The sequence below is a fragment of the Latilactobacillus parafuchuensis genome (assembly GCF_055271665.1).
On the sequence record NZ_CM143875.1, the window covers coordinates 808,170 to 821,911 of the forward strand.

Below are 13,742 nucleotides of genomic sequence, written 5' to 3' on the forward strand. Positions count from 1 at the left end.
TCTTTACCGATTCAAATACTATTCACATTAATTATCCTATTTATGATACGGACTCCCGACATTGATCATGAACGCGCGGTAGATTTGTTCGGTCAGGACCAAACGCATCAATTGGTGCGGTAAGGTTAGTTTGCCAAACGAGAGCGCGTCGTTAGCGCGTTTGTTAACCGAGTCGCTGGTCCCGAGTGAACCACCAATCACAAAAGTAATATCGGATTTACCGTAAGTTCCTAAATCGGCAATTTCTTTGGCGAATTCTTCAGAAGCGCGTTGTTTGCCTTGAATCGCGAGGACAATCACGTGTTCCTTATCCTTAATCTTACTTAAGATCCGTTCGCCTTCATTGTCTTTAACGGTCGCCATCTCTGAGTTGCTCAGTGATTCGGGCGCTTTTTCATCCGCAACTTCAATCATTTCAAATTTACAAAATTTGCTAAGCCGTTTAGCGTATTCCGCAATCCCAGCCTTCAAATATTTCTCTTTTAACTTACCCACGGTAATCACTTTAATATTCATCGAAATCCTCCTACTATCTCTTTATAGTTTATGCGAAAATGAGTCGAAAAAAAAGGGATACACAGGAAATCACCCAAAATGACAAGTTATCCACAAAAATTATCCACATATGCACAGGTGTTCGTCCCAAATATGGTGTCCTGAAATTTTCTTGATACAAAATAATCGATTCGAAAATTTTTTTACTTTTTTTATCAAAAAAGTTATCCACTATTTAAGAAATCCTTAAATTACTTGTTTTTCTATTATAAACACTGTCATACCAATGTTTGTAATTCGATTATAATTTTAAATAAATAGTTATCCACTGACGTTTCGTTAACTTGTGGATAACTATGGTACTCAATCGACCGTGTTATACCCACAATCCACAGACTTATCCACAATTCATTGCTAATTGATTCGACTTAGTATCCACATTGACATTCTTAAAACTTAACGTTCCGGAATGTTAAGGTCGTTATAAACCAGTTTTTACACGCTATCATTTGAATCCGTCAAAAAACAAAAATATTTCTCCTAAGGCTCACCGCCTTTTCAACTTGATAGGCAATTGATAACTTGCTTCTACCGATAAGTTTCTGTGCTTAGCTACGTCTGGCAAACAAAGTCCATAGTGCGGCCTTTATTCACCAGACTAGGCTAATGCTCAAAACTTAAACATCGGTAGTTAGCACTCATTTCAATAACGTGCTTTTGAGTTGCAACAACTTCCGCTTAATCTAAAATAACCGATAATCTTAAGACCAAGATTACCGGTTATTTATAATTAATGCTCAGTTGCTAAGCGCAACTCAACGCACTTATTTAGTTGTTGTGCTACTGCTATCAGTCGAAGCTGATTGCGTTAATTTAACGGTCGTTTTCTTCAATGAACCGTTATGGTAATACTGAATTTCGACGGTGCTATTCATGTTGTAACTGTATAAAATCGTGTGTAAATCAGCAACACTTGTCACGGTCTTACCACCTACGCCGACAATCACGTCGTATTTACTTAAGCCCGCCTTTTTAGCGACTGAACTATTCGTCACAGAAGCGACTACGACCCCGCTCTTAACGGAGGTTGGTAATTTCAAAATAGACGATTGTTGTGTTGATGAGATGTTGGTTAAGTCAATCACGCTAATCCCTAAAGCTGGACGAACAACTTTCCCGTTTTCGACTAATTGATTAATAATTTTAACGACTTCGTTACTTGGAATGGCAAAGCCCATCCCTTCAACCGTTGTATCGCCATTTGACGCTAGCTTCATCGAATTAATACCGACCACTTGACCGGCCATATTCACGAGTGGGCCACCGGAATTCCCCGGATTAATCGCCGTATCGGTTTGAATAACCGTTGCCTGACCGGTCGCTTGACCGGTTGTTTCGTCAGTCACATCAATTGTCCGTTTCTTGGCTGAAATGATCCCTTGCGTCACAGATGTCGCGTATTCTGACCCGAGTGGTGAACCAATCGCTAAAACTGATTCACCAGCCTTAATACTATCAGAATCACCGAACGTGGCTGTTTTTGTGACTTTAGCCCCGTCAATTTTTAAGACGGCTAAATCAGAAACAGCATCAGTTCCGACTAAGCTCGCTTCTAATTTAGTCCCGTCGCTTAGAATGACTTCCAATTTATCGGAATCAGCCACGACGTGATTGTTGGTCACGATGTAGGCTTTGCCATCTTTCTTTTCGTAGATTAAGCCGGAACCTTCACTGGATTCTTCCAGATCACTACTGCTACTGCCACTAGTCGTGCTACTACTATCGCTATCGCTTGATCCGAATAGCGCGCTTAAATCACCAGATGACTCTTCTTGTTTTTGTAAGTTGACCACTGACACAACGGCCGTTTTAACTTTACTGAAAGCCGTTGTGGTTTGTGATGACGAATTAACTTTGATGTTACTGATTTTAGTCGTCCCAGATTTGGTTGGCGTCTGTGCCGTCGTTGATACATTGGCGGTTGGCCCAAACTTTGAAAGTCCCGTATAGGCAACTCCACCACCAATCAACGCTGCAATAACGGCCACCACTGCTGTTTTCATTAAACCTGAATTTTGATTCATACTAAATCACCCAAACTTTCTAATTTTATTCTTTTACTCGATGACTCTATCATAAACGCTAAATTTGAAAAAATTATGAACAAGCTTTGAATTAATGATTGTTTTTATATTATGAATTTTAGACGACTTACCCGCCAAAAACAATTGAAATGTCTTGTAGCCTGAGAAATATAGGCTGTGACAGAAGGTATCAATCTCCGTTCAAATCAAAAAAGCTAGTTAGGCAATTGATAACGTGCTTCTACCGATAAGTTTCTGTGCTTAGCTACGTCTGGCAAACAAAGTCCATAGTGCGGCCTTTATTCACCAGACTAGGCTAATGCTCAAAACTTGAACATCGGTAGTTAGCACTCATTCTAGTAACGTGCTTTTGAGTTGCACCAACTTCCGCTTAACCTAAAATACCAATTATCTTAAGTTCAAGATAACTGGTATTTTTTGTTAATGCTCAGTTGCTACCCGCAACTCAACGCACTCATTTTTAAACTGCGAACAACGGATCGGCAATTGCTGGGTCGGTATCGAGAATTTCAAAATCGGTATCGACACCATAATCGTGTTCTTTCAAAATTGACGCGACCGTCAAATGGGCTAATTCTTTCATATTATTTTCTTGGCTTAAATGGCCTAAGAAAATCTTTTTGGTTTGTTGGCCCATGCACGCCATCAAAGCAGCTGCCCCATCTTCATTGGATAAATGCCCGGTATCGCTCAAAATCCGTTGCTTAAGCGACCACGGATACTGACCCATCCGTAACATTTCTAAATCGTGGTTGCATTCCACGAGATAAGCGTTGGCATTGGCTAAAGTCCCCCGCAATTGATCAGATACGTAACCCGTATCGGTCAACATCGCAAACGAACGATCATTGTGGTGAAATTGATAAAATTGGGCCGCAGCTGCATCGTGCGAGACGCCAAAACTCTCTACGTCAATGTCGCCTAATGTCTTGGTTTTGCCCATTTCAAATAGGTGTTGGTGTTCAGCGGGGACCTTACCGATAATCGAGGCCATCGCATCCCAAGTCGGCTGATTGGCATAAACATCCATCCCGTACCGACGCGCTAAGACGCCCACACCGCTACTATGGTCGCGGTGTTCATGCGTCACTAACAAACTATCGACGTCTTTTAAATCACGACCAATGCTGTGCATTAGATCTTGGACCCGTTTGCCACTCATCCCAGCATCCACCAGAATTTTATGTTGCGGCGTTTCGATATACGTTGTGTTGCCTGAACTACTACTTGCTAAGATACTAACTTGCATTTGATCGTTTTCGCTCATTTGATTGTTATCCCCTAATTGACTATTGCACATCGCTCCGATTTTTCATCAACGCCCCAGTAAAGGCGTTAATGCGTTTGACGACGACACTTTTAGAATTCTTGTTTTCAATCGCCACTTGCCAAACCGGCACGTAAACGGTGCTACTGTTTGCGTCTAGCAACGCACTATAGCCTAATTTAACCCAACTGACCTTAGAATTATTCGGGATTTCATTATCCGTGTATAAATCAATCACCGCTTCTTTAGCACTCACCTTAGTCATTTCTTTTTCCCGCAGAATTTGAATTTTATTCGCATAAGTTTGGGTGTATTGCCTGATCTGACCCTCTTCAATGATGAAAACCAACTGGCCGTGTTCATCCAGCATGACGCCACCTGGGACCTTTTGGACGAAAACAACCTGTTGATCACTAGATAATTCCGGTGAATAGCGATATTGATCTGCTAAAACAACGTTATTATTCGATTTCATAAACGCTTTAACGGCTAATAATACGTGATTTTTCCGATAAGTTAACGGCTCATCTAACTCACTCGTTAAGATTTTCTGGGTCTTATCAAAACTGACGACTTGATTAGTGAGTTGTTGACTGCTCGTTGACAACTTAGTTTGATCCTTTTGGCGACTGGCTAAATAATAACCATCTTCCTTAGCATTCGAGAGTGGTTTAACCGTAATTTGATCATCTTTCAAATCTTTTAAGATTTGGCTCGTTTGCGAACCACTGGTAATAGCCGTCGAACTAACCGCCTGATTATCCTTGAGCGAGATAAATAAATAGATATCGAGTGCAATAAAAATCGCAATAAAAATCATTTCAATTCTTCTGAAATCCATTAATTTAGCTCCCTTCGGTTAATTCAGTCTTTAACGCCAATAAGGCTGACAAACTCCGCCAAGTTCCCTGATATTGAATAAAATAAGTCGGATTCAAATCAATCACTTGATCGTTATCACTTTCTTTGGTCCATTCATACCCAACCTGGATATTATCAACGTCCTCTAGCAAGAAACCATTCTGCGTCAGTTGATTTAATACCGATTCAGTACTGTCCAACGTCACTTGATGATCTTCGGCGGGGACTGGAACTTGTAAACTATAATTAGAAAAATCAACGCGCTGGCCCGTCGGTAATAGTTGCACCTTGACGCTACCAAAATTAGTTTGATAAAAGACCGGGAAGCCTTCGACATATGTTCTAAACGTCGTCGTGTCCGTCTTTTCATCATGACTGTAATAGCGCATACCCGCTAATGAATTCCCAGTTTTTAACAACGCATCGAAACTGGTTTCAAACTGTTTAGTCATCGTTTTAGGGACAGCGACATCTTCGTACTTGGTAAACGAAATCTCGCCGGTCTTGTGGTTAATGGTCAAGCGCTTATACTGTTCGCTATCAGTCCCATCCGTATAAATCGCACTGTCACCCTGTTCTTTCGTGTTGATACTATCAGTGTTCTGTTGATTTAAGAGTGACGCAATGTAATAGTTTTCCGGTTGTTGATTAACCAAATAACTGTACGGTGATAATTGTTGATTCGCCGCTACATACATCAATGGTTTGTGGTTTAAAAATTGTTCTTCAACCTTCAGATGAACATCCGACGCATCAACCAATTCCTTAATCTTCTGTTTCGAAAAACCGGTCAATTCTGCTTGATAACCCACTTTGGTTTGATCATTCAATAACCATAAATCGGCCGTCTTACTCCCTAACGTAATTTGAATCCGGTTAAAGGTTGCGTTGCTTTTAATCCCACCACGGTTAGTCCCTTGGTAACTAAAAACTTCTGTCAAAATACCGTAAGTCACATCGTCCGGATACATCAACGTCAACGTTTTATCCGTTTTTAGTTGTTGCCCATACCGGGTTTCATTAAATTTAATCTTTTTAAACTTCGCAATCTGCGTTTTTTTCAACGTTTTCTTCAGTTGCGTCACAATATTTTCCTTCGAGTTATACAATAACTCACTTTGATCCGTTTGCCGCCACAAGATCTGCGTTGGTAAGAAGGTATCCGCTAGTTGGTGATCCGCATTGTGAGTTGGTGTCTTCTGCGTTGTTTGACTATCGGTTTGTCGTTCATAATGCGAATTATTGGTCCAAATTTTCCACGATAATAATAGACTAATGCCGATGACTAGGATCAATACAAGCCGCATCAAAAAGTTATTAAATCTCATCCCAATCACCCCCGTCAGTTTCAATCGGTTCGTACGGTAACGAAATATAGAACGTCGAGCCCTTACCTTCTTGGCTATCGACCCAAATTCGACCATGATGCGCTTCAATGACTTCTTTAGAAATTGCCAAGCCTAAACCCGTCCCGCCTTGTTGTCGAGAACGGGCCTTATCCACCCGGTAGAAGCGGTCAAAAATCTTGCCTAAGTCTTTCCGCGGAATCCCTAAACCTTGATCAGAGATGCTTAGAATCACGTGTCGGTGAGTTTCTAATAACCGACAGGTAATCACACCGCCATCTGGTGAATATTTAATCGCATTATTCATGATATTGTCGACAACCTGCATAAACTTATCGGTATCAATTTCGACCCATAAATCACGGTTGGTAAAATCACGATTGATGCTATATTTTTTATTGGGATCGTCAGTTGGCAATTTACCCGTCACAACTGGCTCCAAATCATTTTCATGTTCTTGATCACGTTTAATCATCATGTCAAACCGATCTAACGCGTAACCAAAGAATTCATTCAGATTCACAAACTCTAAATTCATCTTAGCCGTTCCTTGATCCATTCGTGACAAACTCAATAAATCATTAATCATCCGGATCATCCGGTCGGTTTCTTCTTGCGTGACCTTCAAAAAGTTCGGTGCGACTTCTGGATCTTGCCACGCACCGTCGTTCAGCGCTTCAATATAACTCCGCACACTGGTTAACGGGGTCCGCAATTCATGCGACACGTTCGAGACGAATTCACGTTGTTCGCGTTCATTTTTTTGTTGTTCCGTGACATCGTGGAGTACACAAACTAACCCGCTAATAAAGCCGGTTTCTTTTTGGATTAACGAGAAATCAACGTGCAGAATTAAATCATGTTCCTGTTGATTAGAGAAATCCAAGACCATTTCTTGTTGGGTCTCCAATAAATCGCGCAAGGTAAATTCCTCACCGATATTCAACACTTTTAGTAACGACTGTCCAATAATGTCATCACTCGTCACGTTTAAGAAATCTTGACCCGTTTCATTAATAATCGTAATATTACCACGGCGATCGGTCGCAATGACCCCATCGGTCATGTGACTGAGGACACTATCCAACCGTCGTCGTTCCGATTCCGAAGCTTCTTGGGCTTCTTCAACCCGGACCGATAAGTTATTGACGGCAATCGCTAATTGTCCCAACTCATCTTGGCCGTAAATCCGCACTTGCCCGGAATAATCGCCGCGTGCCATTTGAATCGCTTGTTTCTTCATTTCATCAATCGGTCGGGTAATTGCCCGGGAAATAACAATCGACAGTGCCATGCCTAAAAGGCCGGCCACTAATGAAGACGTTAAGAAAATCACCGTAATTGACGAGATTCCTTTGTAAACATCTTCCATACTCGCGCGAATATAGACCGCGCCGACGACCGTATTATTATCACCCGTCGAATTGGTCAGTGGTTGAATTGCCGTATAATAACTGCCCTGGCTTTCACTATAAACGACTTCTTGTTCAGTATGCCCTGAATAAATCGCTTGCTTAACCCGTGGATTCCGCGTTTTTTGACCAATCGTACTCTGGTTATTCAGATTGGTGACCCCGCGAATCGTGCCGTTGCTGTCAATCACTTGAACCTCGGCAGAATTGCCCATATCACCGATGATTTCTTTAACATTCTTGTTGGTACTGCCATTATCGTTGACTAACTCGCTACTCAATTGATTTTGAATATAGGGCGTCACTTGTAACGATTGTTTAAAATCCTTCACATTCTGCGCTTCTAATTGTTTGACAAAAGAAGCCCCAATCACTTCTAGCGTGACCAGTAGCAGTAACACGAAAACAATCGCGATTTTAAAATGAATCGATTGAAATAGGCGAATTTTCTTATTCATGCGTTAAATCTACTCCTGCTCCGGATTTCTCAAATAATAACCAACGCCCCGGCGTGTGACGAGCCATTCAGGATGACTAGGATTATCTTCAATTTTTTCACGTAACCGACGAACCGTCACATCGACCGTCCGAACGTCACCAAAATAATCGTAACCCCAAACCGTTTGTAACAAATGTTCGCGGGTCATGACTTGGCCAATATGTTTCGCTAAATAATGAAGCAATTCAAATTCACGATGGGTTAATTCAATCTTAGTCCCCCGTTTAGACACAATATAGGCCTCTGGATGAATCGTTAAATCGCCAATTTTAATTTCATGATTTTCTTCGCTGGCTTCTTTGTCAGATTGACTGGTATTCCCTTGCCGGCGTAAATTAGCCTTAACTCGCGCGACTAATTCCCGATTGGAGAAAGGTTTCGTGACATAATCATCAGCCCCTAATTCGAGCCCAATCACTTTATCAATTTCAGAATCCTTAGCGGTGACCATAATAATCGGCATATCGTGCGATTTACGCACCTGACGAGCCACTTCGAGACCGTCGACTTTAGGTAACATTAAGTCCAACAAAATCAGGTCTGGTACGACTTCTTCAACTTGATCTAATGCTTCTTGTCCGTCATACGCAGTGTAAACCTCGTACCCTTCTTTCGTTAAATTAAACTTAACGATGTCCGAGATTGGTTTCTCATCATCAACTACCAATATTTTTTTAGCCATTTTAGTATCCTCCTTGGATGCTTTGTTCTCTATTATACTCATTTTTTTAGTGCAATTCAAAATCTGCCACCGTTTTTAAACCGCAACCAACCTAGGCGTTTCGGATTAAATCACGATATGCTTTGTCGCAATAGGCAACTAATCTTACTCCCACAACCTATTTATTTAAAAAAATCACAGAAAAGTATTTACAAAGACTGCATAAACATGCTATGATATTTAAGTCGTAAGGCGCAACACCGAATGGGTGGTTAGCTCAGCTGGCAGAGCAACGGACTCTTAATCCGTGGGTCCAGGGTTCGATCCCCTGACCACCCATCAAGTATACATGATAAAGTGGTAAGTGCAATTCTTAGGAATTGTCCTTATCACTTTTTTATTGTCTTATTTTAGGAGACTGCTAAGATGAAGATAAACACTATATTAATGTCGATGTACTCATTAGTGACAATACAATCTGGACCACTCAGAAATCGATGGCTGAATTGTTTGACGTTAATAAATCTACCGTTTCAAAACATTTAAAAAAGTGTCAGCCACGATTAATCATCACGGCTGGCACTTTTTTATTTTAATACCATCTCAATATGCGGAATCTCATCTTCTAAATACACATCCGAAACAGCTTCAAAACCGAAGCTTTCGTAAAAAGCTCTCAAATAGTTTTGCGCGCCAATTCTAACCGGCTTGCCGGGAAACGACTGCTTAATTTCAGCTAACGTGCTGGTGATTAACTGCCGACCTAGTTTGCGTTGACGGTATTCTTTAGGCACTAATACACGACCAAAATGGACTTCCTCAGTCTCCACCATAATCCGGGTGTAACCGACCAGTTGCCCATTTTCGCGTAACACTAAATGATAAGCTTGATCGTCTTGATCATCGACCTCTTGATATGGACACTGTTGTTCAACCACAAAAACCTTGACCCGTGCTTTTAAGATATCTAATAACTCCGGCGCCGTTAATTCATCCGTCTGTTTAACACTGACTTCAACTGTCATGATTGCCCTCCACTAACTTATTGGCTTCATTATACAATGACTCACACTGAGTTGATAGCGGTTAAGCTTTCGTTATTTCATTATATTGATACAACAATAATTCCATAATCGCAATGAGCGAAACATGTGATGTCATTTCTATTTTATTTTGATAAAATTCATCTGTAAATAGATAAAGATTAATGTCACTCATATTTTGAATTGTGTTGTTATTAGCCCCGGTCACTGAGATTAACTTTGCATATTGGCACTTTCTTTCAATAATTTGTAGAATCTCAATCAGTTCATGATCTTCCCCATCATAATTAAATACAAATAAAATATCAGTTGCAGCGATATTCCGATAAGCCAGTTGTCGTTGTTCATAATTCTTCGGAAAGATAACGATAAAACCGCTCAACGTGTATAAATATTCGATATACTCAGCGGCATATTTACTAAAGCCCTTTGCGAAAAAATAGAGTTTTGGTTTTTGTTGCATCAGGGAAACGATACTATTTAATTTAATATTATCCAAAACACGGACCGTTTCATTAATATTCTTTAAATACTCTTCGCGATAGGCGGTCTGATCGACAACAAATGGTTGCGTTTCTTCAGTCTCATTTTGATTGAGTACCGTATATTTAATGACCGTGACAAATTCGCTGTATCCCGAAAAACCGATTTTACGAACAAATCTTAAAAAGGTGGTTGTCGATACAAAACATTCAGCTGATAATTCGCGGATGTTTTTATTTTTGACACTATCCATATTTTTGATGACAAAATCTAATAACGTCTGTTCATTTTTATTCAGCTTTTCAACGTTAGCATTCACAATTTCAAAAAAATTCATCTTATACCTCCGTATACGTCGGTAAGGCCGCTACGACACAATGGATGTTGCCACCGCCTAGTAGTAGCTCTCTTGCGTATACCGTTTCTATTTTTCGATTTGGAAAAAGCTTTGTCAACAAAGTAAGCGCAACGCCATCCTGTGGATCATCAAAAATCGGTAAAATTAGCGCATTATTTAGCAGATAATAATTAACATAACTGGCGGTTAACCGGTCGCCGGGGTACCGCGGTAATAACCCATTGACCGGATCAACCCCTGAACTTTCTGCAGCTGTTGCAAATAAAGGCTTCGGCATCTGTAACTTATGGATAATCAATTTTCGACCTTTAGCATCAACTGCTTTGCTTAGCGTATCATAGGCTTGTTTCGAACTAATATATTGAGGATCAGCTTGGTCGTCGGTCCATGTCAGTAAGATTTCCCCAGGACGCACAAAACTGATCATGTTATCAACATCACCGTTAGTCTCATCCATGAAATAACCTTTATGTAACCAGATAATCTTCTCAACACCTAAAAAGGCTTTCAATATTGTTTCAACAATGGGTTTTGCTAACTGCCCGTTACGCCCCTCTGATAATACCGATTCTTCAGTCACGACTAATGTGCCTTCGCCATCCGTATGAAAAGCACAACCTTCTAAGATAAATTGTTCCAACCGATAATAATCGATTCCCTTTAATTCACATAGTTTTTGAGCAACTTGATCGTCCATATCCCAAGGGAAGTACAGTCCATCGACCAACCCACCCCAAGCATTAAATCGCCAATCAACTGCGCGAATATTTCCTCGCTGATTCAATAGATACGTCGGCCCAATATCTCTAATCCACGCATCATTGTAGCTCATCTCAATGACTTTAATGGTTGCTGGTAATAATTGCCGTGCATTTTGATACTGCTCTTTGGAAACTAACATTATCACAGATTCATAGCGACTAACAATCGTTGCAATCTCGACAAATACACGTTGTGCTGGTTTTGCGCCATTCCGCCAATTATCGGAACGCTCCGGCCACATCATGATTGACTCTTGATGCTTGACGGTTTCGGCTGGTAAATAAAAGTGATCTTTTTGTGGTGTTGAACCTAGTAATTTCATAATTAAACTCGACTTTCATATTTAATATATTACTAATAATAGCCAAAAAGCGGCTAGTCAATTCACTAGTCGCCTTTGAAGCCTTATTGGTGGATAACAGTCCCTTTGGTCCCCTTAATAATGTCACTGACATCTTCTAAAGCCCCAATGACAGCGGGATTCCCTGTCTTTTCAACAAATTGGACAGCGGCTTTAACCTTAGGCATCATACTCCCTTTCGCAAACTCATCGGCTGCGATGTGTTTTTGAATTTCAGTGGCTGTCACATTAAAAATCTCTTCTTGATTGGGTTTCCCAAAATTATAGAAAACGCCACCGACAGAAGTTAGAATAATTAACTGGTCAGCATCGACTAATTCAGCAATCTTAGCCGCACTGAAATCTTTATCGATTACCGCTTCGGTCCCAATAAGTTGTTGTCCTTTTTGAATGACTGGAATCCCACCGCCACCAGAAACAATTGGAATAATCCCCGCAGCAATAATTTGCTTAATCGCTGGATATTCTTTAATTTCAACTGGTTTTGGTGATGGTACAACCCGTCGGTAACCCCGACCAGCATCTTCCATCATTTCCCAATTGGGATGTTCTTGTTTAATTTGTGCCAATTCTGCTGTCCCATAGAACGGACCGATTGGCTTACTAGGATTTTTAAACGCTGAATCATCAGCAGCAACAATTGTTTGGGTCACAATTGAAACCACACTTTTATCGATTCCGTTGATGGCTAATTGTTCTTGAAAGGCATTCTGAAACCAATAACCAATACTCCCCTGAGTCATCGCACCACACGTATCTAAAGGCATGGCTGGATTTTGTTGACTGTCAGTAGCTTGCTGTTGCAATAACAAATTACCAACTTGTGGGCCATTACCGTGCGTAATAATTAACTGATCACCATTCTTAACAAACTTGATTAATGCTTTGACCGTTTCTTTAACGGCTTTTTTTTGAGCATCGGCAGAAGCATCATTTGATAAAATCGCATTTCCACCTAGTGCAACGACCACTTTAGCCATAATAACCTCCTAGCGGCCAGCAGGAATTTGTTGTGTAATACAATGGATATTCCCACCACCTAATAAAATTTCACGGGCTGGTACGCCCACAATTTTACGATCTGGATATAATTCTTGAAGGGTCGCTTTAGCCTTTTCATCCATTGGATCATCGAATAATGGGAAAATGATACCCCCATTTGCAGTGTAATAGTTCACATAGCTAGCTGCTAAACGATCGCCTTCCAAACGTGGTAACGTCCCGTCAACAGCATCGACGCCTTCACTTTCTTTAGCTGTAATTAAAATCGGTTTCGGTAGATACAGTTTTTCAACTTGTAAATGTCGCCCTTTAGCATCGGTCTCATGTGTTAAAATATCATAATTCTCTTTAGAAATCGCATATTGTGGATCGCTCTGGTCGTCCGTCCACGCCAATGCAATTTGCCCTGGTTTGACAAAATTAGCGATATTATCAACGTGTCCATTGGTTTCGTCTAAATAAATCCCTTTCTTCAACCAAATAATTTTCTCGACATTTAAATATTCTTTTAAAATACTTTCAATTTGCCCTTTAGAAAGTTGTGTATTACGGCCGTCGGATAATAGACATTCTTCAGTAACAATCAAGGTGCCTTCACCATCGACGTGGATTGAACCCCCTTCAAGAATAAAATCGTCTAACCGATAGCGATCACGATGTTCCAACTCACAAACTTTTTGAGCAACACGATCATCTTTATCCCATGGAAAATATAAACCATCGACTAAACCGCCCCAAGCATTAAACGTCCAATCAACGCCTCGAATATCGCCTTTATCGTTCACAACAAAAGTTGGGCCACAGTCCCGAATCCATGAATCATCATTTGACATCTCAACAACGGTCACATTATCAGCTAACATATGCCGAGCGTTCGTATACTGACGATCACTAACACCAACCGTCACGGTTTCAAATTCTGAAATAGCTGCTGCAACTTTTGCAAAAGTTGCTTGCGCTGGTTTAGCCCCTTCACGCCAATTATCAGGACGTTCTGGCCATAATAGATAGACACCCTTGTGCGCTTCAAATTCACCAGGCATCCGGTAGCCATCTTTTTTAGGAGAAGTTTGTAATGTTTTCATTT

At 40.7% G+C, this 13,742-nt stretch carries 12 protein-coding genes and 1 tRNA gene; 1 reads left to right on the forward strand and 12 read right to left on the reverse strand.

Annotated elements, in window-relative coordinates:
• Positions 1-36 precede the first annotated feature (36 nt).
• From rlmH to yycF, 7 genes are all read right to left on the reverse strand, one after another.
• A complete protein-coding gene (gene rlmH / locus ACVPPQ_RS04190; RefSeq protein WP_463495921.1) occupies positions 37-516 on the reverse strand; it encodes a 23S rRNA (pseudouridine(1915)-N(3))-methyltransferase RlmH in 480 nt (159 codons plus the stop codon).
• 803 nt (positions 517-1,319) lie between these two features.
• On the reverse strand, positions 1,320-2,579 hold the full coding sequence (locus ACVPPQ_RS04195) for a S1C family serine protease (RefSeq protein ID WP_463495923.1): 1,260 nt from the start codon (positions 2,577-2,579) through the stop codon (positions 1,320-1,322).
• Positions 2,580-3,060: 481 nt separating this feature from the next.
• The gene (locus ACVPPQ_RS04200) at positions 3,061-3,867 is read right to left on the reverse strand and encodes an MBL fold metallo-hydrolase (protein WP_463496335.1); all 807 of its coding nucleotides are present in this window, start codon (positions 3,865-3,867) and stop codon (positions 3,061-3,063) included.
• 22 nt (positions 3,868-3,889) lie between these two features.
• Positions 3,890-4,708 carry a two-component system regulatory protein YycI gene (locus ACVPPQ_RS04205; RefSeq protein ID WP_463495924.1) on the reverse strand — a complete coding sequence of 273 codons (819 nt, stop codon included), beginning with the start codon at positions 4,706-4,708 and terminating at the stop codon, positions 3,890-3,892.
• 4 nt (positions 4,709-4,712) lie between these two features.
• Positions 4,713-6,056 carry a YycH family regulatory protein gene (locus ACVPPQ_RS04210; RefSeq protein WP_463495926.1) on the reverse strand — a complete coding sequence of 448 codons (1,344 nt, stop codon included), beginning with the start codon at positions 6,054-6,056 and terminating at the stop codon, positions 4,713-4,715.
• A complete protein-coding gene (walK, locus tag ACVPPQ_RS04215; protein WP_463495928.1) occupies positions 6,046-7,944 on the reverse strand; it encodes a cell wall metabolism sensor histidine kinase WalK in 1,899 nt (632 codons plus the stop codon). Before walK ends, ACVPPQ_RS04210 begins: the two co-directional genes overlap by 11 nt.
• Before the next feature lie 9 nt (positions 7,945-7,953).
• On the reverse strand, positions 7,954-8,667 hold the full coding sequence (yycF, locus tag ACVPPQ_RS04220; RefSeq protein WP_056950573.1) for a response regulator YycF: 714 nt from the start codon (positions 8,665-8,667) through the stop codon (positions 7,954-7,956).
• A gap of 245 nt (positions 8,668-8,912) precedes the next feature.
• On the opposite strand from yycF, the gene ACVPPQ_RS04225 reads away from it, so the two are divergent.
• Positions 8,913-8,985, forward strand: a tRNA-Lys gene (locus ACVPPQ_RS04225).
• Positions 8,986-9,233: 248 nt separating this feature from the next.
• Here ACVPPQ_RS04225 and ACVPPQ_RS04230 read toward each other — a convergent pair.
• The 5 genes from ACVPPQ_RS04230 to aguA (ACVPPQ_RS04250) all read right to left on the reverse strand — a co-directional run bounded on the left by ACVPPQ_RS04230 (position 9,234) and on the right by aguA (ACVPPQ_RS04250) (position 13,740).
• The gene (locus ACVPPQ_RS04230) at positions 9,234-9,671 is read right to left on the reverse strand and encodes a GNAT family N-acetyltransferase (RefSeq protein WP_463495931.1); all 438 of its coding nucleotides are present in this window, start codon (positions 9,669-9,671) and stop codon (positions 9,234-9,236) included.
• Between the two features lie 61 nt (positions 9,672-9,732).
• On the reverse strand, positions 9,733-10,509 hold the full coding sequence (locus tag ACVPPQ_RS04235; protein ID WP_463495933.1) for a MurR/RpiR family transcriptional regulator: 777 nt from the start codon (positions 10,507-10,509) through the stop codon (positions 9,733-9,735).
• A 1-nt stretch (position 10,510) separates the two neighbouring features.
• Positions 10,511-11,614: an agmatine deiminase gene (aguA, locus tag ACVPPQ_RS04240; RefSeq protein ID WP_463495935.1), complete on the reverse strand. Its 1,104-nt coding sequence runs from the start codon at positions 11,612-11,614 to the stop codon at positions 10,511-10,513.
• 83 nt (positions 11,615-11,697) lie between these two features.
• Positions 11,698-12,633, reverse strand: coding sequence for a carbamate kinase (gene arcC / locus ACVPPQ_RS04245; RefSeq protein ID WP_463495936.1), 936 nt, complete (start codon positions 12,631-12,633; stop codon positions 11,698-11,700).
• Between the two features lie 9 nt (positions 12,634-12,642).
• The gene (gene aguA, locus ACVPPQ_RS04250) at positions 12,643-13,740 is read right to left on the reverse strand and encodes an agmatine deiminase (protein WP_025082843.1); all 1,098 of its coding nucleotides are present in this window, start codon (positions 13,738-13,740) and stop codon (positions 12,643-12,645) included.
• Positions 13,741-13,742: the final 2 nt, after the last annotated feature.